Source organism: Eikenella sp. NML070372 (assembly GCF_001648415.1).
In the GTDB taxonomy this organism is placed as follows: Bacteria; Pseudomonadota; Gammaproteobacteria; order Burkholderiales; family Neisseriaceae; genus Eikenella; species Eikenella exigua.
Genome location: NZ_LXSN01000004.1, coordinates 970805 through 988964, shown reverse-complemented (window position 1 = coordinate 988964; position 18160 = coordinate 970805). Strand labels below are relative to the sequence as shown.

Annotated in this window: 20 protein-coding genes, 3 tRNA genes and 2 pseudogenes; 19 read left to right on the top strand and 6 right to left on the bottom strand. The window is 56.5% G+C overall.

Annotated elements, in window-relative coordinates:
* Positions 1–78: 78 nt before the first annotated feature.
* The 3 genes from efeU to efeB all read left to right on the top strand — a co-directional run bounded on the left by efeU (position 79) and on the right by efeB (position 3583).
* Positions 79–933, top strand: coding sequence for an iron uptake transporter permease EfeU (efeU, locus tag A7P97_RS06595; RefSeq protein WP_067530869.1), 855 nt, complete (start codon positions 79–81; stop codon positions 931–933).
* A 24-nt stretch (positions 934–957) separates the two neighbouring features.
* Entirely contained in the window at positions 958–2142 is a 1185-nt protein-coding gene (efeO, locus tag A7P97_RS06590) for an iron uptake system protein EfeO (protein ID WP_067530868.1), read from the top strand.
* A 145-nt stretch (positions 2143–2287) separates the two neighbouring features.
* Positions 2288–3583, top strand: coding sequence for an iron uptake transporter deferrochelatase/peroxidase subunit (gene efeB, locus A7P97_RS06585; RefSeq protein WP_067530867.1), 1296 nt, complete (start codon positions 2288–2290; stop codon positions 3581–3583).
* A gap of 388 nt (positions 3584–3971) precedes the next feature.
* Here the strand turns inward: efeB and rnr are convergent, their stop codons facing one another.
* Entirely contained in the window at positions 3972–6284 is a 2313-nt protein-coding gene (rnr, locus tag A7P97_RS06580) for a ribonuclease R (RefSeq protein ID WP_067530866.1), read from the bottom strand.
* A gap of 92 nt (positions 6285–6376) precedes the next feature.
* Between rnr and A7P97_RS06575 the strand changes: the two genes are divergently transcribed.
* A tRNA-Leu gene (locus A7P97_RS06575) sits at positions 6377–6463 on the top strand.
* A gap of 145 nt (positions 6464–6608) precedes the next feature.
* Here A7P97_RS06575 and ubiE read toward each other — a convergent pair.
* From ubiE to A7P97_RS06550, 5 genes and pseudogenes are all read right to left on the bottom strand, one after another.
* Positions 6609–7346, bottom strand: coding sequence for a bifunctional demethylmenaquinone methyltransferase/2-methoxy-6-polyprenyl-1,4-benzoquinol methylase UbiE (gene ubiE / locus A7P97_RS06570; RefSeq protein WP_064086886.1), 738 nt, complete (start codon positions 7344–7346; stop codon positions 6609–6611).
* Between the two features lie 30 nt (positions 7347–7376).
* Entirely contained in the window at positions 7377–7733 is a 357-nt protein-coding gene (locus A7P97_RS06565; protein WP_067527888.1) for a hypothetical protein, read from the bottom strand.
* Between the two features lie 29 nt (positions 7734–7762).
* Complete coding sequence (locus A7P97_RS06560; protein ID WP_067530865.1) at positions 7763–8137, bottom strand: hypothetical protein; 375 nt, start codon at positions 8135–8137, stop codon at positions 7763–7765.
* Positions 8125–8520, bottom strand: a complete 396-nt coding sequence (locus tag A7P97_RS06555; RefSeq protein ID WP_067531026.1) for a gamma-butyrobetaine hydroxylase-like domain-containing protein — start codon at positions 8518–8520, stop codon at positions 8125–8127. Before A7P97_RS06555 ends, A7P97_RS06560 begins: the two co-directional genes overlap by 13 nt.
* Before the next feature lie 114 nt (positions 8521–8634).
* Positions 8635–9081 (bottom strand): annotated as a pseudogene (locus tag A7P97_RS06550) (GNAT family N-acetyltransferase); the annotation flags it as partial.
* A gap of 158 nt (positions 9082–9239) precedes the next feature.
* Between A7P97_RS06550 and A7P97_RS06545 the strand changes: the two are divergent.
* From A7P97_RS06545 to A7P97_RS10440, 15 genes and pseudogenes are all read left to right on the top strand, one after another.
* Entirely contained in the window at positions 9240–9620 is a 381-nt protein-coding gene (locus A7P97_RS06545; RefSeq protein WP_156497489.1) for a hypothetical protein, read from the top strand.
* 9 nt (positions 9621–9629) lie between these two features.
* A complete protein-coding gene (gene nadE, locus A7P97_RS06540; protein ID WP_067530863.1) occupies positions 9630–10430 on the top strand; it encodes an NAD(+) synthase in 801 nt (266 codons plus the stop codon).
* A 2-nt stretch (positions 10431–10432) separates the two neighbouring features.
* Positions 10433–11131, top strand: a complete 699-nt coding sequence (locus A7P97_RS06535; protein WP_067531024.1) for a YggS family pyridoxal phosphate-dependent enzyme — start codon at positions 10433–10435, stop codon at positions 11129–11131.
* A 72-nt stretch (positions 11132–11203) separates the two neighbouring features.
* The gene (gene proC, locus A7P97_RS06530) at positions 11204–11998 is read left to right on the top strand and encodes a pyrroline-5-carboxylate reductase (RefSeq protein WP_067530862.1); all 795 of its coding nucleotides are present in this window, start codon (positions 11204–11206) and stop codon (positions 11996–11998) included.
* A 6-nt stretch (positions 11999–12004) separates the two neighbouring features.
* Complete coding sequence (locus A7P97_RS06525; protein WP_067530861.1) at positions 12005–12565, top strand: YggT family protein; 561 nt, start codon at positions 12005–12007, stop codon at positions 12563–12565.
* Between the two features lie 91 nt (positions 12566–12656).
* Positions 12657–13073 carry an RNA polymerase-binding protein DksA gene (gene dksA / locus A7P97_RS06520; protein WP_067442509.1) on the top strand — a complete coding sequence of 139 codons (417 nt, stop codon included), beginning with the start codon at positions 12657–12659 and terminating at the stop codon, positions 13071–13073.
* Between the two features lie 161 nt (positions 13074–13234).
* Positions 13235–13311: transfer RNA gene (locus A7P97_RS06515), tRNA-Met, on the top strand.
* Between the two features lie 4 nt (positions 13312–13315).
* Positions 13316–13391: transfer RNA gene (locus A7P97_RS06510), tRNA-Ala, on the top strand.
* A gap of 400 nt (positions 13392–13791) precedes the next feature.
* Positions 13792–14562 (top strand): PhnD/SsuA/transferrin family substrate-binding protein, encoded by a 771-nt coding sequence (locus A7P97_RS06505; RefSeq protein ID WP_067530860.1) that lies wholly within the window; start codon positions 13792–13794, stop codon positions 14560–14562.
* Between the two features lie 97 nt (positions 14563–14659).
* On the top strand, positions 14660–14950 hold the full coding sequence (locus tag A7P97_RS06500) for an ACT domain-containing protein (RefSeq protein ID WP_185737512.1): 291 nt from the start codon (positions 14660–14662) through the stop codon (positions 14948–14950).
* Between the two features lie 190 nt (positions 14951–15140).
* On the top strand, positions 15141–16496 hold the full coding sequence (locus tag A7P97_RS06495; RefSeq protein WP_067530859.1) for a PFL family protein: 1356 nt from the start codon (positions 15141–15143) through the stop codon (positions 16494–16496).
* A gap of 57 nt (positions 16497–16553) precedes the next feature.
* A pseudogene (gene trpA, locus A7P97_RS06490) lies at positions 16554–17332 on the top strand (tryptophan synthase subunit alpha).
* Between the two features lie 33 nt (positions 17333–17365).
* Positions 17366–17569, top strand: coding sequence for a hypothetical protein (locus A7P97_RS06485; RefSeq protein ID WP_067530858.1), 204 nt, complete (start codon positions 17366–17368; stop codon positions 17567–17569).
* Between the two features lie 123 nt (positions 17570–17692).
* Positions 17693–17899: a hypothetical protein gene (locus A7P97_RS06480; protein WP_067530857.1), complete on the top strand. Its 207-nt coding sequence runs from the start codon at positions 17693–17695 to the stop codon at positions 17897–17899.
* A gap of 96 nt (positions 17900–17995) precedes the next feature.
* Positions 17996–18136 (top strand): hypothetical protein, encoded by a 141-nt coding sequence (locus tag A7P97_RS10440; RefSeq protein ID WP_197474178.1) that lies wholly within the window; start codon positions 17996–17998, stop codon positions 18134–18136.
* Positions 18137–18160: the final 24 nt, after the last annotated feature.

Below are 18160 nucleotides of genomic sequence, written 5' to 3'. Positions count from 1 at the left end.
AATTAGAAATTGTTTGCATTTTGCTTTTCTGCAAGGATATAATCAACTGGATATGAATTTTGTAAGGAGCGGCCGGCGATGCTGATTGCTTTTTTGATTATGCTGCGCGAAGGCATCGAGGCGGCTCTGATTGTGGGCATTGTGGCCGGCTTTTTAAAGCAGGGCGGCTATCGGCATATGATGCCAAAAGTGTGGCTGGGCGTGGTGCTGGCGGCGGCGATGTGCCTGTCTGTCGGTTGGTTTATTTATAAGAAGACAGGCGAGATTCCGCAGAGACAGCAGGAATTTGTGGTGGGCGTGATCGGCTTGGTGGCCGTGGCGATGCTCACTTATATGGTGCTGTGGATGCAGAAGGCGGCCAAGTCGATAAAGCAGCATTTGCAGCAGTCGGTGAGCGATGCGCTCAACCGCGGAAACGGGCATGGCTGGGCGCTGGTGGGTATGGCTTTTTTGGCGGTGGCGCGCGAAGGCATGGAGAGCGTGTTTTTCCTGCTGGCGGTGTTCAACCAAAGCCAAACGGCGGCTATGCCGCTGGGCGCAGTCTTGGGGCTGGCCGCTTCGGCCGTGGTGGGCTGGCTGATTTATCAGGGCGGGGTGCGCATCAACCTGGCGCGTTTTTTCCGCTGGACGGGAGTTTTCCTGATTTTTGTGGCCGCCGGCCTTACTTCCGGAGCGTTCCGTGCGCTGCATGAGGCGGGTGTGTGGAATGTGTGGCAGGTGAATCCGTTTGATTGGTCTTTGCACACGCCGCTGGATTGGTCGCATGTTTTGCATGAAGACAGCCCGCTGGGCGTGCTGCTCGGCGGTTTCTTCGGCTATACCGACCATCCGGTGCTGTCTGATTTTATTCTCTATTTCGCTTATCTGATTCCCGTGTTGTTTTTGTTTTTGCGCGGCAGCAAGCCGGCTGCCGTATCTTCCCAAACTAGCTAGTTTTTGTATTTGAAAGGTTAAATTATGAAGCAACTGAATCTTACCGCCTTGGCCGTGTTGGCCGCCATCGGCTTGGCTGCCTGTCAGCCGCCCGCCGCCGAACAGCCTGCTGCGCCCGCTTCCGGCGCCTCTGCTGCTTCCGGCGCAGCCGCCACTGCCAATGCCGACGGCAGCTTCAACATTGCGGTAAACGACCACGCCTGCGACCCGATGGAGCTCACCGTGCCAAGCGGCCAGGTGGTGTTCAACATCAAAAACAACAGCGCCCGCAAGCTGGAGTGGGAAATTCTCAAGGGCGTGATGGTGGTGGATGAGCGCGAAAACATCGCACCCAGCCTGAGCGACAAAATGACCGTTACCCTGCTGCCGGGCGAATACGAAATGACCTGTGGCCTTTTGAACAACCCGCGCGGCAAGCTGGTGGTAACCGATAGCGGCTTCAAAGAGGCGGCCGGTGAAGCCAACATGGAAAAACTCGCTCAGCCTTTGGCCGACTATAAAGTTTACGTGCAAAACGAAGCCGCCCAGTTGGTTACCAAAACCACTGCTTTCGTAGAAGCCGTGAAAGCCGGCCGCACCGAAGATGCCAAAGCCATGTTTGCCGACGTACGCACCCACTACGAGCGCATCGAGCCGATTGCCGAATTGTTTAACGAGCTCGACCCCGCCATCGACGCACGCGCCGACGACTTCAAAGACAAAGAACAAGACCCGGGCTTCGGCGGCTTCCACCGCATCGAACACACCCTGTGGACGCTGAACACCACCAAAGGCATGGAGCCCGTGGCCGACAAACTCCTGACCGACGTGCAGAAACTGAAACAGGAAATCGACATCCTCACCTTCCCGCCGAGCAAAGTGGTGGGCGGTGCCGCCGTGTTGATTGAAGAAGTGGCCAACAGCAAAATCAGCGGTGAGGAAGACCGCTACAGCCGCACCGACCTGAGCGATTTCCAAGCCAACATAGAGGGCGCACAGAAAATCATCGAGCTGTTCCGCCCGATGATTGCCGAGAAAGACCAAGCCCTGTTGGATAAAACCGATGCCAACTTCAAACAGGTAACCGACATCCTCGCCAAATACCGCACCGAAAAAGGCTTCCAGCCCTACGACAAACTCGGCGAAACCGACCGTAAAAACCTGCAGGCACCGATTAACGCCTTGGCCGAAGATTTGGCCAAATTGCGCGGTATTCTCGGTTTGAACTAAATGCGGGCCATCGTGTTTGATTTAGTTGGATGAAAGATTTCAGGTAGGCCTGTATTCAGCATAGAGGCTACCTGAAAATTTAATCACTCCTGGAAACAGCACATACCGCCAAGCAACCCATTCCCAATCCCGGCAGGAGAAAAACATGAGCCACAACGAACACCCCCAATCCCCGTCCAAGCGCAATCTCTTCAAAGGATTCGCCGTTGGCGCCGCTGCCGCCGGGCTAGCCGCTTGCGGCCTGAACAGCAATGGTCAAAGTACCGAAGGCGGCGCGGCGCAAAACAGTGGTGGTAGCACCGAGCACCATTCCGACCAAAGCTTCCCCTTCTACGGCACACACCAAGCTGGCATCACCACGCCCCACCAACAATTCGCCATCATGGCCGCCTTCGACGTACTGGCCAAAACCCCCAAAGAGCTCGAACACCTCTTCCGCGCCATTACCGCCCGCGCCGATTTCCTCACTAAAGGCGGCGAATTGCAAGATGGCGATCCCAAACTTCCCCCGCAAGGCAGCGGTATTCTCGGCAAAGTTATCAAACCCGACGGCCTCACCATCACGCTCAGCGTGGGCAACAGCCTGTTTGACGAACGTTTCGGCCTTGCCCCGCACAAGCCAAAACACCTGCAGGAAATGAAAGATTTCCCCAACGACAAACTACAGCGCGAATGGTGCGACGGCGACATCAGCATCCAAATCTGCGCCTTCAGCCCCGAAACCTGCCAAAATGCCTTGCGCGACCTCATCAAAAACACTGCCCAATTTGCCGTTATCCGCTGGAGCATCGACGGCTTCCTGCCCAAAGCCGAGCCAGGCGCGCTGGCTGCTCGCAACCTGTTAGGTTTCCGCGACGGCTCCGGCAATCCCGATGTGTCCAAGCTAGAAACCGCCGATGCCGTATTGTGGAGCGGCGTGGCCGAAAACAGCCACGACGAGCCGGCTTGGGCCAAAAACGGCAGCTACCAAGCCGTGCGCCTCATCCGCCATTTCGTAGAATTTTGGGATAGAACCCCGTTGCAAGAGCAGCAAACCATTTTCGGCCGCGAAAAATACAGCGGCGCCCCGCTGGGTATGAAAAACGAAAGCGATATTCCCAACTATGCCTCCGACCCCGAAGGCAAAACCCTCCCCACCGACAGCCATATGCGGCTTGCCAATACCCGCGATCCCGAATTCATGAAACGCCATCTGCTCTACCGCCGCCCCTTCGACTATTCGCGCGGCCTAGCCAAATCCGGTCAGCTCGATGTCGGCCTCATCTTCATCTGCTACCAGGCCAACCTCGATGATGGCTTCATCTTTGTGCAGAAACTGCTCGACTTCGAGCCTTTGGAGGAATACATCAGCCCCTTTGGCGGCGGCTACTTCTTTACCCTGCCCGGCGCGGAGCAGGGCAGCTACCTCGGGCAGAGCTTGCTGGCCAATGTGCTGGTGTGATTGAAGGTATGGATAGCTTGTCCGCAAAACGATGTTGGCTTGAGCCTGGTTTGCAGCGATACAAGAAAGCGGATAAGCCGTCCACATTCCGATATGGCCACTAAATATTTGAGGCTACCTGAAAAATGAAACCCGTCTGTTTGTACAAACGGGTTTTATCTTGTTCAGGTAGCCTTAGCTGTGCTGAAGTAATGTTCCATCTAGAGCAAACCAACTTAACTTTCGCTACAGCGTTGGTTCTCCGTGCCGTGCTTCTGTACTGCCTGCGGCTCACACCGCCTTGTATTAAAAGTTAATTTGGCTTGCTATATCAGGCCGAAAAGGCTACCTGAAAGTGGAAGTCCGCTTTCAGGTAGCCTGTTTGTTTTCAGGTAGCCTCTTTCAAAGCTCAGCCACTTTTTTTGCGGGTGCGGGGCTTGCGTTTGGCTTTGGGCTGGGCGGCCTGAGCCGGCTGGCTGTTTTTGCGGCTGCGGGTTTTCTTAGCCGGAGCAGCGGGGGCTTTGGCCTTGTTTTTGGCGGCAGGTTTTTTGCCTTTGCCGGGCAGGCTGCCGCCGCTGATGAGCATAAGGTCGATTTTGCGGGTATCCAAGTCGGCACGGGCTACCTGAACCACAACTTTGTCGCCCATGCTGAAACGGAGGCCGCTGCGTTCGCCTTCGATGCTCATGGTTTCGGCGCGGTAGTTGAAGTAGTCTTCACCCAATTCGCTGATGTGGACGAGGCCTTCAATGTGGATGTCGTCGAGGGTGACGAACAGGCCGAAGCCGGCCATGCCGCTGACTGTGCCGCTGAATACTTCGCCCACTTTATCTTGCATGTAGTAGGTTTTGAGCCAGTTTTCCACGTCGCGGCTGGCTTCGTCGGCACGGCGCTCGCATTGGGAGCTGTGGATGCCCAGCGCGCTCCAGTTTTCGGCGGGATTGTAGCGGCTACCTGAAAGTGCGGCTTTGATGGCGCGGTGCACGAGGAGGTCGGGGTAGCGGCGGATGGGGGAGGTGAAGTGGGTGTAGGCGGGGTAGGCGAGGCCGAAGTGGCCGCTGTTGTCGGGCTCGTACACGGCCTGCTGCATGGAGCGCAGGAGCATCACTTGAATCAGCTCACGGTCGGGGCGCTCGGCGGTTTGGGCGAAGAGCACCGCGTAATCCAGCGGGGAGGGCTGTTCGCCGCCGCCGAGGCTGAGGCCGAGCAGGCCGAGCTGCTCGCGCAGGGTGGCAAGCTTTTCCGGGGTGGGGCCGGCGTGGTTGCGGAATAGGGCGGGATGCTGGTGTTTCAGCAGAAATTCGGCGGCACACACGTTGGCGGCGAGCATGCATTCTTCAATCAGGCGATGGGCTTCGTTGCGCACCACGGGCACGATGCGTTTGATTTTGCCCTGCTTGTCGAAAATCATCTCGGTTTCGGTGGTTTCAAATTCCATCGCACCGCGCTGGTGGCGTTTTTTGAGCAGGATTTGATAGAGCTTGTAGAGGGTATCGATGTGCGGTTTGAGCGGGTTGTCGCTGCCGTTTTGAATCCAGTCCCACACTTGGGTGTAGGTGAGGCGGGCATGGGAGCGCATTACGGCGGGGTAGAAGCGGTAGGATTTAAGATTGCCGGCGTAGGTGAACACCATGTCGCACACCATGCACAACCGATCCACATCGGGATTGAGCGAACAGATGCCGTTAGAGAGGCTTTCGGGCAGCATGGGAATCACGCGGCGCGGGAAATACACGCTGGTGGCGCGATCCAGCGCGTCGGCATCAATTGCGTCTTTGGGCTTTACATAGTGGCTCACGTCGGCAATGGCCACCACCAGGCGGAAATTGCGGCCTTGTTTTTCGGCATATACGGCATCGTCGAAATCGCGCGAGCTTTCGCCGTCTATCGTTACCAGTGGTAGGTCGCGCAGGTCTTCACGGCCTTTCAGGTCGGTTTTGCGCACGGCGGAAGGGATTTTCGCGGCGGCTTTTTCGCAGGCGGCGGAGAATTGGTGCGGCAGGTGGTGCTGGCGCACGGCAATTTCGATCTCCATGCCGCTGTCGGCATAGTTGCCCAACACTTCCACCACGCTGGCCACGGCGGGGCGGTGCGCGTCGGGGTAGGCATCGATTTGGGCCACCACCACTTGGCCGGGCTTGGCTTTTCCCACCGAATCGGGTTCGAGCAGGATGCTATCGGGCAGGCGGCTGTCTTCGGGCGAGAGCATGGCGATGCCGCGCTCTATCATGAGCCGGCCAACTACGGTTTTCTGCGCGCGTTCAATCACATCGAGCACCTGGCCTTCGCGGCGGCCGCGCCGATCGGTGCCGGCCGGGCGCACGGTTACCGTGTCGCCGTGCATCAGGCCGCGCATTTGGCGGGCGGGCAGCACAAAGTCGCCCTGGCCATCGGGCGTGAGCGGCACGGCAAAGCCGAAGCCGTCTTTATGCGCTTCAACCCGGCATTTCACCAGCGCGAGTTTTTCGGCGGCACACACCATGCCGCGCCGGTTGATGAGGATTTGCCCGTCGCGCACCATCGCAGTCAGGCGGCGTTCGAAAAAGGGCATTTCGTGCTCGGCAATATCGAGCAGGATGGCTAAAGATTCGGTTTTCAGCGGCACGCCCCGGTCTTCCAGCATTTCGGTAATCCATTCACGGCTGGGCAGGGGGTGTTCGTAGCGTTGCGTTTCCCGTTGCAGATAAGGGTCTTGCAGGCGGAGCGAGGTTTTCTTCTTCATATATTATGTTGACAAGTGGGAAATTGGCGCTATAATGCGCTCTTCTTGCATAAAGAGCAATGCTCTTTACCGCAAAGTTCGATTAAAGCAAAGCCCAGGTGGCGGAATTGGTAGACGCGCCAGCTTCAGGTGCTGGTATCCTCACGGGTGTGGAAGTTCGAGTCTTCTTCTGGGCACCAAAGATAATGAATAGTTAATCCTGCATGGTATGAATGAGCCATGCAGGATTTTTTATTGTTTGTTGAGTGAATTTTGTATCAAGAGGCTACCTGAAATATTTTTCGTTTTCAGGCAGCCTTTTATTTTACAACCTGCGAGCGGCAATCAGAATTTCACACCCTTATGCAGAGCCACTATGCCGGCACTCATGTTGTGGTAGTCCACGCTGTCGAAGCCGGCGTCGAGCATCATTTGTTTGAGGGTTTCCTGGTCGGGATGCATGCGGATGGATTCGGCCAGGTATTGATAGCTGTCGGCATCTTTGGCGATGAGTTTGCCCATCAGCGGCAGGAGCTTGAAGGAATAGAGGTCGTAGGCCGGAGCAAGAGGCTTGGCCACTTTGGAAAACTCCAGCACCAAGAGTGTGCCGCCTGGCTTGAGCACGCGGTGCATTTCTTTGAGGGCGGCGTCTTTGTGCGTCATGTTGCGCAGGCCGAAGGATACGGAAACGAGGTCGAAATAGTTATCCGGGAAGGGGAGTTTTTCGGCATCGCATACGGCCACGGGCAGGAGCAGGCCTTCGTTGAGCAGGCGGTCGCGGCCCACGCCGAGCATGGAGGAGTTGATATCGGTGAGCCAGACTTCGCCGTCTTTGCCCACACGTTTGGCCCAGCCGCGTGAGAGGTCGCCCGTGCCGCCGGCAATGTCGAGCACTTTGCCGCCTTTGGGCACGCGGGCGGTGGTGAGGGTGAAGTGTTTCCACACGCGGTGCAGGCCGCCGGACATCACGTCGTTCATGATGTCGTATTTTTTGGCGACAGAATGGAATACTTCGGCCACTTTGGCGGCTTTTTCGCTTTCGTTTACGGTGCGGTAGCCGAAATGGGTTTGCTTGTCGGTCATTATGGTGCTTTCAGGTAGCCTTTAGGCGGGTTACATCAGGTTTTGGCTGGTGGCGCAGCTTTGCAGGCCGGCCACCAGTTTTTGGAAGATTTCCTGGTTTTGATCGTTGGGGGACAGGCCGGCACGAATCAGGTCGCGTTTCCACTTTTCGCGGTCGGTGTATTGGGCGGAAGCGGTGTCGTAGGCGCAATGGCAGAGCTTGGAGGCTTCTGCTTGGCTCAATTGGCGTTTGAAGGCTTGCGGATCGAGTGCGCCTTTGACACAGCCTTCGATAAAGCCGTCTTTGGCTTCTTGCTCGGTTACGTTGCTGGCGGCTTTATTGGCAATAAAGTCGCAGCCGGCCAGGAGCAAGAAGCTGAGGACGAACAGGGCGGGTTTGGTGGACATAAAGTGCTTTCAGGTAGCCTGCAGAAGGGTTACAGCTGACCTTTGGAGAAACGGTCGATACAGGTGGTCATGGTGGCTTGGATTTTGGCTTCCAGCTCTTTATTGTTTTGGTTCAGGCCGTAGCGGATGAGGTCTTTCTTCCACTCTTCGGAGTTGCTGTAGGTGGAGGCGGCTTGGTCGTAGGTGCAACCGCACAGTTTGGTGGCTACTGCGTTGTTGATTGAGCCTTTGGAGGATTCGACGGCAGATTTGGCGCAGTTGGTAACGAATTCGCTGCGGGCTTTTTGGTCGTCGATTTGCCCGGCGGCGTTGTCGGCAACTTTGTCGGCAACTTTATCGCAGCCGGCCAGCAGCAAAACAGAGGCGGCGATGAGGGCGGGGAGGGTGCGGCTTAATGCGGACATTTTTTTCCTTTCGGGATAGCAAGGGTTTGTTCGGCAGGTTCTCGGGAAGCGCCGGCTTCTTCAAGGCGGCGCAGGTAATCGGGCCACATTGTAGCGTATCCGCTTGCCAATTCATACAGGTAGCCCCAGCTGTAGAGGCCGCTGTCGTGGCCGTCGGAGAAGGTGATTTTGAGGGCGTAGTTGCCGGCGGGCTGCAGGTCGGTGATGCTGATGCCGGCTTTGCCGGTTTGCAGTTTGGCCTGCCCGTGGCCGCGCACTTCGGCACTGGGGGAATACACGCGCAGGTATTCGGCGGGCAGGGTGTATTCGGCATCAGGGTAAACCAATACGAGGCCTTGGCGGCCAGCTTGCAGGCGGATTTGTTGCGGGGGTTGTCGAGACATGGGGTTCCTTTGCTGTGTGATAGAGGCTACCTGAAAATGGGGGGCGGCTAATGCGTATAGCAGGGCGGTGTGGGTTTCGCCGGTGAGCTTGGAAAAAAAGTGCTCTATAGTTTGCCAGTGGCGGAAGCCGCATTTTTCCAGCACTTTTTGTGAAGGGGTGTTTTCTTGATAAGCGCCGGCTAAGAGGCGGGTTAGCCTTAGTTCTTCAAAAGAATAGGCAGTCATGGCTTGCAGGGCTTCGGTGGCATAGCCTTTGTCCCAGAAGCTTTCGCCCAGCCAATAGCCTATTTCGGCTTCGCCTGCGGCCAGTGGCAAATTGCTGTCGTTTGGGAAGAGGAGGCCGATGCTGCCGATGAGTTGATTGTCGGCCAGACAGATGACGAAGGAATGGGGCTTAAGCAGGATATGTTCGATAATTTCCCGGCTTTCTGCCACGCTTTTGTGCGGAAGCCAGCCGCACATTGCGCCTATCTTAGGGTTTTGGGCTTGCGCGTAGAGCGCGGCAGCGTCGGCGAGTGTCCATGGGCGGAGGATAAGGCGGGCGGTGCGGAGGGTTTCCATTGCTTGCTTTCGGTTTGAGCGGTGCAGAAAGCTGCGGTGTTCATTGTTGTTACACTGAGGCTTCGATTTTCAGGTAGCCTCTGCGGAATTTTAGCAGATTGCCGGGCTGGGCTTGGTATTTGGCTTTTGGGCGGATTGGCGATATATTACCCGCTGCCGTGCAACTGAGCGAAGGATGGCAAATGAGCGAGATAGAATTGTTGGCACATATCATCAAATGGCGCGACGAGCTTTCGGCCGATGTTCGGGTGCTGAAAAGTGATGCGGATATTTTTGTTCGCCCGAGTGTGATTAGGATTCTGCTCAGCCTGCTGCTGCGGGAAGGCTACCTGAAAAATAGCGATAACGATGAAGTGGTGCTCGAAATGGAACTAAACCGGGCAACTTTGCAAAGCAGGGTGGATGTGAGCGATTCGCTGGGGCGGTATTATTATTTGGAAGAGAATGCAAAGATTGCAGATGAAGCCGGCTTGGCTTCATTGAGCGTTTATATTCAACAGGCCGCCGATGAATTATGCGTTGGCGGCTCATCAAAATAGGAAAACATGATGCAAACCCAAGTCGTTATCCGACACATCAGCCGCTGGCTGGCCGATTATGCCGTGCGCGCGGGCGCGAAAGGTTTTGTGGTTGGCATTTCCGGCGGGGTGGATTCCGCCGTGGTGTCTGCCCTGTGTGCGCACAGCGGGCTGGACGTGTTGTGCGTGGTGCTGCCCATCCGCCAACAGGCCGATCAGTTGCAGCGGGCCAACGAACACATCGCCGACTTGCAGCGCCGTTTTATCAACGTGCGCAGCCAAACGCTGGATTTAACGCCCACTTTCGAGCAGTTCGAGCGCAGTGTGGCTGATACCGCCGCCGTCAATAAAAACCTGGCCATGGCCAACACCCGCTCCCGCCTGCGTATGGCCGCGCTGTATTACTACAGCCAAATCAACGGCCTGCTGGTGGCGGGCACGGGCAATAAGGTGGAAGATTTCGGCGTGGGCTTTTTCACCAAATACGGCGACGGCGGCGTGGATTTAAGTCCCATCGGCGATTTGCTCAAAACCCAGGTATATACCTTGGCCGAAGCCTTGGCGGTGCTGCCCGCCATCCGCCAGGCCGCACCCACCGATGGGCTGTGGGACGAAGAGCGTACCGACGAACAGCAGATGGGCGCGAGCTATCCCGAGCTGGAATGGGCGATGGCGCAAAGCGAAGCCGGCCGCCGCGCCGAAGAATTTGCCGGCCGCGAGCGCGAAGTGTTCGAGATTTACCAACGCCTGCACCGCGCCACGCTGCACAAAATCCAGCCTATCCCCATGTGCAAAATTCCCGGCGAATTATTTGATGAAAAGGAAAAATGATGATGAGAGTGCTGACCATGAACCTGCACGCCGTGCGCGCCCGTATTTGGGCTGCCGCCGAAGCGGCAGGCCGCCCCGAGCCTGAACTGATTGCGGTGAGCAAAACCTTTCCCGCCGCCGACGTGCGCCTGTTGTGCCAGAAAAGTGCGCAGCGCGATTTCGGCGAAAACTATCTGCAGGAATTTGAAGAGAAAAGCAGCGAGCTGGCCGATATTCCCGACATCTGCTGGCACATCATCGGCCATATCCAATCCAACAAAAGCCGCATCGCCGCCGAACACGCCCATTGGGTGCACACCGTCGACCGCGAAAAAATCGCCCGCCGCCTGAGCGATCAGCGGCCGGAAACTATGCCGCCGCTGCAAGTGCTGATTGAAGTGAACATTGGCGGCGAAGACGTAAAACACGGCGTGCCGCCGCAAGAGGAAACGCTGCGCGAACTGGCTTTTCAGGTAGCCTCTTTGCCCAGGCTGAAACTGCGCGGCCTGATGTGCGTGGCGCGGCTGGGCAGCAGCGAAGAAGAGTTGCGCCAGCAGTTTGGCCGCATGAACGAATTGCTGCAATTTCTGCAGGCGCAGGGGCTGGACGTGGACGTGCTCTCCATGGGCATGTCGGACGATTTGGAGACCGCCGTCGCCTGTGGCGCCACCCATGTGCGCATCGGCAGCGTCATTTTCGGTCAGCGGGATTATGGCGAATAAAGGATTCAGGTAGCCTTTTGCCGGTTAGGGAAGGGTACCTGAAACTTTCAAACCACCACATAAGGAAACATCATGACCATCTATTTTCTCGGCGCAGGCAATATGGCCTCTGCCATTATTGCCGGCATGAGCCGCGCTGGCGGTTTCGATATCTGTGCCATCGACTACAGTGCCGACAAGCTGGCCACGCTTGCGCAGCAATACGGCATCGCCACTGCTGCAGAGCTGCCGCCGCTGAAGGAGGGCGACGTGTTGGTGCTGGCGGTGAAGCCGCAAGATATGCAGGCGGCGCTGCAAAATATACAAACAGGCGGCGCGCTGGTGTTGTCGATTGCCGCTGGGCTGCCGTGCGCGGCTTTGAGCCGCTGGTTGGGCGGCACGCGCCGCATCGTACGCATTATGCCGAACACACCGGCGCAAGTGGGGCAGGGCGTGGCCGGCTTGTTTGCCGACAGCGGCGCATCCGCTGCCGACCGGGAATTGGCCGACCGCATCATGCGCGCCAGCGGGCAAACTCTGTGGCTGGATAGTGAAGACGGTCTGCACCGCATCACCGGTATTAGCGGCAGCGGTCCGGCCTATGTGTTCTACCTGCTTGAAGCGCTGCAAAACGCCGCAAGGCAGCAGGGTTTCAATGTGGAAGAAGCACGGCAGCTCAGTTTGGCCACCTTCCAAGGTGCGGTGCGGCTGGCTGGGCAGGGCGGAGAAGAGTTTTCCGATTTGCGGCAAAAAGTTACTTCCAAAGGTGGCACCACTTATGCTGCGCTGCAAAGCTTTGAGGCGCACGGTGTGGCTGAAGCGATTGGCGCGGGCGTGGCCGCCTGTGTGGCGCGTTCGCAGGAATTGGCCGAGCAGTTGGCGGAATAGGGCGGTATGTTTAATCAATTTGTCGCCCTGCTCGCCGATGCGCTGGCCATGCTCCTATTGGCGCGCTGCCTGCTGCAATACGGTCGTTTGAATTATATGCACCCGCTGGCGCAGTTTTGCTGCCGCAGCAGCGACTGGCTGGTGAAGCCGCTGCGCCGCCTGTTGCCGCCCTTGGGCGGTTTGGACAGCGCCTGTATTTTGGCGGCTTGGCTGCTGTATGTAGCGTTGTATTTGTTGTTGTCACTACTCAATCTGCCGGCGGGGATGTTTGGCTGGCCGATAGTAGCGGCAGATGTGTTGCTCGCTGCGCTTGTCCTTACGCGTTCGGCAGCTTATGTGTTGCTGGGCGGTTTGTTGTGGCGCATGGTGCTGTTTTTATCGCAGGCGTATTCGCCGCTGGTGGTGGTGCTCAGCCGCGTGTATGAGCCGCTGTGCCGCCCATTTGCCTTTTTGCGTATCGGTCGCTGGGATTTTTCAGGTAGCCTGTTGGCGCTTTTATTGTGGGGCTGGATTGGCTGGGGTTTGCCGGCGATTATCATGCATTTGAATTTTTTGCTCTTGCCATAAGCGGTCGGCTGTTTTATATTTCGTCCTTTTACAAAAGAAGCAGCCGCTTGCGGGAAGGGCGGTTGGTAGAATTTCACAAAAAGGATAACTCATGGCAAAACTAACCGAGCAAGACATCATCAACTGGAAAGGCCCGGAAGAGGAGTATATGAATGCTGATCAGCTGGCTTTTTTCCGTGAGTTGTTGGTTAAGCTGCAAGACGAGCTGATTCAAAAGGCGGCCGACACTACTGGCCATCTGCAAAACCATGAAGCTGCCCCCGACCCGGCTGATCGTGCCACGCAGGAAGAAGAATATGCGCTGGAGTTGCGCACCCGCGACCGTGAGCGTAAATTGTTGAACAAAATTCAGGCTTCGCTGCGTCAGATTGATGAAGGTGAATATGGCTATTGCGTCGATACCGGCGAGCCCATCGGCCTCAAGCGCTTGCTCGCCCGTCCTACTGCCACTTTGTCGGTGGAAGCGCAGGAGCGGCGTGAGCGCATGAAGAAACAGTTTGCGGGTTGATACATCAAATGGGCTGGCGAGTGAAATACCGGCTTGTTTGAGTTTTGAAAAGCAGTATGAAAAATAGTTATCCATATAAATCAAACTATAGCAAAAAAGTGTGTTTTTTGGGGTTTGACAGAATTTAAGAAAGCCGTATAATACTCGTTTTCTGAATGAGCGGCGAATTAGCTCAGCTGGTTAGAGCAGAGGAATCATAATCCTTGTGTCCGGGGTTCGAGTCCCTGATTCGCCACCAAATTGGGGGTATAGCTCAGTTGGTAGAGCGCTTGCATGGCATGCAAGAGGTCAGCGGTTCGATCCCGCTTACCTCCACCAAATTTCAAAGAGTCGGCTAAAACAGCCGGCTCTTTTTGCATTTTCAGGTAGCCTTTGCCGTATGGTGTTGGGTATACACACTTGATGTGGTGGAGGAGAATCAATATTGGCAGCAAACCCTTGCCTGATGCTGCTTCCCCCGAATCCATCCCAGACAAAAAATCACCTATATAGGTGGTTTTTTATCGCAGGTAAAGGTGGTAAGATAATTACATTAGAACAATAATGACTCTTTTCGCCCCTGCCGTTTTGGGACAGGCAGGAGTAGGGCGCTTGGAATGCGGTTGATGTTTGAATTTCTAAGTTTTCAGGTAGCCTCAATTTAATTTCGAAACACAAGCACACTTCCTCTTTGTTGCGAATACAGGGATTGCCCAACAAAAAATAAGGAAAACGTATTATGATACAACAAGTTGGAATCAATTTTGTGATGGCGCCGGACTACCTGCCAGACCACTTCAGCCATTGGTATCTGCTCAGCAGCCATTTACAGCGCGAAACCGAACTCTCCATCCATTTGCATCTGCCTGCTAATGCTGAAGAAATACAGGAATTGGCTGAGGGCGGCAAAATGGATATGCTCTATGCCAACGCCTTTGATGCCGTGGCACTGATCAAAGAAAAAGGCTATTTGCCATTGGTGTGCCTGAAAGATAAGTTTGATGAAGCCGTGGTGGCCGTCTCCGCCGAATCGGAATATCAAAAAATGGAAGACCTGCCGGCTGATGCGTTGATCAAAACCGGCCCCAATCCCGATATCCGCTGCCTTGGCCTGCGTTTGTTGAAACAGGCCGGGTTGGATGTGGAACAGCTTAAAATTGAAGAAGCCGCTACCTTTCCCCAGGCAGCCTCTGCCCTGATTAGAGGCCAAGCACAGGCCGGCTTCTTCCTAGCCAGTACCTATGCCCACATGAGCAAGCGTACGCTTGAGCAGCTGCGCGTGTTGCAGGAAAGCAGTTTTGCCGCCGTAACGCATATGGTGGTGTTGCATCCCGATTTTGCCGAGCAGCAAGAAGCCCTGTGGCAGGCATTTGCCGAGATGGCCGACAAACCCATCGGCAAAACCACGTTGGAAGCATTGGATTTGCCTGCCGGTTTCGCCACCCTCACCCAAGAAGCTGCCGAACAGATGGTGGCTGATGCCGAAGAAAACGGCAAACAGGATGATTGAGCACGGCCACTGTTTTATGCTTATATCCTAGAGGCCTTTGCGAATACACCGCAGAGCGGCACTTCGCAAAGGCCTCAAATTTTCACACGGAAATTGAATGACTATGCTCCAGCCCACCCCCCATTCCATACTCACCATTATCGGCAAAGACCGTATCGGCATCGTTTACGACGTATCCAAACTCTTGGCCGAACACCAAATCAACATTCTCAATATCAGCCAGCAGCTCATGGGCGAATATTTCACCATGATTATCCTGATGGACACCAGCCGCTGCCCGCAAAGCCGCGAAGAAATGCTGAGCGTGTTTGCCCAAGCCGGTGAGAAGCTGGGCTTGGATATTCGCATGCAAAACGAAGCGTTGTTCAACGCTATGCACCGGATTTAATTTGCAGGCTACCTGAAAGCTCTTCGCCGCGATTACAGTATTTTAGGCAGGGAATATGTTTCAGGTAGCCTGAAGTGAGGAAATACCCAGAGATATTCGCATACCAGATGCGTAAAAGTGTTGAGGGAACCCATAGAAATATGTATGTTAAATTCAAAATTTAACCCAACAATATGAAGGCTACCTGAAAATGTCCCTTCACTTTACCGAAATCTTAGAAACCATCCGCATGGTGTCCGAGCAAAACTTTGATGTGCGCACCATCACCATCGGCATCGACCTGCACGACTGCATCAGTCCTGACCTGGAACAGCTTAACCGCAACATCTACAACAAAATCACCCGCGTCGGCAAAGACCTGGTCACGACTGCCACAGCACTCTCCGCCAAATACGGCGTGCCCATCGTCAACCAGCGTATTGCCGTCACGCCGATCGCGCAAATTGCCGCCGCGACCGGGGCGGACAGCTATGTGAGCGTGGCAGAGACGCTGGACAAGGCGGCTAAAGCCATCGGCGTATCCTTCATCGGCGGCTTCTCCGCCCTGGTACACAAAGGCCTCTCGCCTGCCGACCGCGTCCTGATCGCCAGCATCCCGGAAGCGATGCGCATGACCGACATCGTCTGCGCCTCCATCAACATCGGCAGCACCCGCGCCGGTATCAACATGGACGCGGTCAAGCTCGCAGCGGACACCATCAAGCACACCGCCGCCATCACCCCGGAAGGCTTTGGCTGCGCCAAAATCGTCGTCTTCTGCAACGCCGTCGAAGACAACCCCTTCATGGCGGGCGCCTTCCACGGCGCAGGCGAAGCGGACGCCGTCATCAACGTCGGCGTCTCCGGGCCGGGCGTGGTGCAAGCGGCGCTGCAACACTGCGACGGCAAGAACCTCACCGAAATCGCCGAAATCGTCAAAAAAACCGCCTTCAAAATTACCCGCGTCGGCGAACTCATCGGTCAGGAAGCGGCGCGGCTCCTCGGCATCCCCTTCGGCATTCTTGACCTCTCGCTCGCGCCCACCCCTGACGTCGGTGACAGCGTCGCCCGCATTCTCGAAGCGATGGGCCTCAGCGTCTGTGGCACACACGGCACCACCGCCGCCCTTGCCCTGTTAAACGACGCAGTGAAAAAAGGCGGGATGATGGCCTCATCCGCCGTCGGCGGCCTGAGCGGCGCCTTCATCCCCGTCTCCGAAGACGAAGGCATGATTGCTGCCGCTGCCAGCGGCGTCCTCACCCTGGACAAACTCGAAGCGATGACGGCAGTGTGCTCCGTTGGCCTCGACATGGTCGCCGTGCCGGGCGACACCCCGGCGGCGACCATTGCGGGTATCATCGCCGACGAAGCCGCCATCGGCATGATCAACAGCAAAACCACCGCCGTGCGCATCATCCCCGTACCGGGCAAAGGCGTGGGCGAACGCGTCGAATTCGGCGGCCTGCTCGGCTATGCGCCGATCATGCCGGTCAAGGCGGGCTCGTGTGCGGACTTCATCGCGCGCGGCGGCCGCATCCCCGCGCCAGTGCAGTCGTTGAAGAATTAAACCAGCTACCTGAAACCTTTATTTGGTTTTCAGGCAGCCTTAGATATGGATGAAATCATTGGTAGAATCAAACAAGTCTTTCAAAAAAACGATACACATAAAGCCTTGGTTGCCTACATCACCGCCAGCGACCCAAACTTTGAAACCACACTGGAGCTGATGCGCAGCCTGGCCGCCAATGGCGCGGATATTATCGAGCTGGCGTGCCGTTTCCTGCCCCGATGTTGGACGGCCCCACCATCCAGCGTAACGGCGCTGCCATGCCAAACGGAGTCGCTCTGAAAGATGTATTGGAAACCGTGTGCTGTTTCTGTCAAAGCAACCAAAGCACGTCCATGGTGCTGATGGGCTACCTGAACCCGATTCACAAAATGGGCTATGCGCCATTCGCACGTGCCGCCAAAGAAGCTGGCGTAGACGGCGTGCTCACAGTGGATAGCCCGATTGAAACCGTGGCCCCGCTGCATAACGCGCTCAAAGCCGCCGGGCTCGATACCATTTTCCTGATCGCCCCCACTACTGGCGAGGAGCGGATGGTCGAAATTGCCAAGCTGGCTTCCAGCTTCGTGTATTACGTATCGCTCAAAGGCGTTACTGGCTCGGCCAGCCTGAACACCGCCGAAGTGGCGGAAAAAGTGGCCGTGCTGCGCCGCCATGTGCCGCTGCCGATTTGCGTAGGCTTCGGCATTTCCGATGCCGAGAGCGCGCGGCAAATCGCCGCCGTGGCCGACGGCGTGGTGATCGGCAGCCGCATTGTGAAAGAAATCGAAGCCAACCCCGGCCGCGAAGCCGAAGCCGCAGGCAAGCTGGTGAAAAGCCTGAAAGAAGCCGTTTGAGGCTACCTGAAAACCAAGCCAGACAACGAAGCCATGGTTGCGGATACAGATATTGCTTTGGACAGCCTGCGTTGGGAAATCTGCCCCGATTTCGGCAACGATTGCCAGCCCGCAGGCATCAGCAGCGCCGATATCTACCTGAACGGCACGGCATGGGGCAAATATTGGGCATGCTGGCCGCCCGCAGGCGCGGGCGGGGCAAAATTGCTGCTTTCGCTCTACAACCCCGTGTTGTAGCGCCCCGATACGGCTATCCTGTTCCAATGTGTTGCCGGTTCAGGCATCTGCCTGCCGCTGGATGCCGCCGAAAGCCCGTGGCCGGGCGATTCGTGGGGCAACCGCCCCATCCCTGCCGCCGAAGTGGCGCAATACGAAAAATACCGCTTCGCCCAACGGCTAGCCCGGCGCCAGACCATCCTCGACCCCGCCCTCGCCCGCTGCCTGAAACGGCTGCCAGGGCTTCATATCGACTTGGAAAACCTGTCGGTATACCGTGAGAGCGAAGGTTGCCATTATGTGCGGCAAGAGCGCTGGCTGCGCCTGCTGTCTGCCTTTGAGGTTACCTGAAAATGACGCGGAACGAATTAATCGGCTTAGGGCAACGCATCTTGGCGGAAGAAGACGATGATGTGTTGGACGGCTTGATGGCAGAGTTCGACCGCAATGTCCCCCATCCCGAAGGCAGCAGCCTTTTTTTTCTATCCCGAAGGTTGGAACGCCCGCAGCGGCGGCCCGGCGGATTACGCGCCCACGGCGGAAGAAGTGGTGGATGCCTGTTTGGCCTACCGCCCGATTTGCCTGTAAAACCGCCGCCCGCAGCCGAGCAAA

Excerpts from the sequence above, each read along its gene's own strand:
- efeU (WP_067530869.1), top strand. The coding sequence starts at position 79 with ATGCTGATTGCTTTTTTGATTATGCTGCGCGAAGGCATCGAGGCGGCT.
- efeO (WP_067530868.1), top strand. The coding sequence starts at position 958 with ATGAAGCAACTGAATCTTACCGCCTTGGCCGTGTTGGCCGCCATCGGC.
- efeB (WP_067530867.1), top strand. The coding sequence starts at position 2,288 with ATGAGCCACAACGAACACCCCCAATCCCCGTCCAAGCGCAATCTCTTC.
- rnr (WP_067530866.1), bottom strand. The coding sequence starts at position 6,284 with ATGAAGAAGAAAACCTCGCTCCGCCTGCAAGACCCTTATCTGCAACGG.
- ubiE (WP_064086886.1), bottom strand. The coding sequence starts at position 7,346 with ATGACCGACAAGCAAACCCATTTCGGCTACCGCACCGTAAACGAAAGC.
- A7P97_RS06565 (WP_067527888.1), bottom strand. The coding sequence starts at position 7,733 with ATGTCCACCAAACCCGCCCTGTTCGTCCTCAGCTTCTTGCTCCTGGCC.
- A7P97_RS06560 (WP_067530865.1), bottom strand. The coding sequence starts at position 8,137 with ATGTCCGCATTAAGCCGCACCCTCCCCGCCCTCATCGCCGCCTCTGTT.
- A7P97_RS06555 (WP_067531026.1), bottom strand. The coding sequence starts at position 8,520 with ATGTCTCGACAACCCCCGCAACAAATCCGCCTGCAAGCTGGCCGCCAA.
- nadE (WP_067530863.1), top strand. The coding sequence starts at position 9,630 with ATGCAAACCCAAGTCGTTATCCGACACATCAGCCGCTGGCTGGCCGAT.
- A7P97_RS06535 (WP_067531024.1), top strand. The coding sequence starts at position 10,433 with ATGAGAGTGCTGACCATGAACCTGCACGCCGTGCGCGCCCGTATTTGG.
- proC (WP_067530862.1), top strand. The coding sequence starts at position 11,204 with ATGACCATCTATTTTCTCGGCGCAGGCAATATGGCCTCTGCCATTATT.
- A7P97_RS06525 (WP_067530861.1), top strand. The coding sequence starts at position 12,005 with ATGTTTAATCAATTTGTCGCCCTGCTCGCCGATGCGCTGGCCATGCTC.
- dksA (WP_067442509.1), top strand. The coding sequence starts at position 12,657 with ATGGCAAAACTAACCGAGCAAGACATCATCAACTGGAAAGGCCCGGAA.
- A7P97_RS06505 (WP_067530860.1), top strand. The coding sequence starts at position 13,792 with ATGATACAACAAGTTGGAATCAATTTTGTGATGGCGCCGGACTACCTG.
- A7P97_RS06500 (WP_185737512.1), top strand. The coding sequence starts at position 14,660 with ATGACTATGCTCCAGCCCACCCCCCATTCCATACTCACCATTATCGGC.
- A7P97_RS06495 (WP_067530859.1), top strand. The coding sequence starts at position 15,141 with ATGTCCCTTCACTTTACCGAAATCTTAGAAACCATCCGCATGGTGTCC.
- A7P97_RS06485 (WP_067530858.1), top strand. The coding sequence starts at position 17,366 with ATGGTTGCGGATACAGATATTGCTTTGGACAGCCTGCGTTGGGAAATC.
- A7P97_RS10440 (WP_197474178.1), top strand. The coding sequence starts at position 17,996 with ATGTCCCCCATCCCGAAGGCAGCAGCCTTTTTTTTCTATCCCGAAGGT.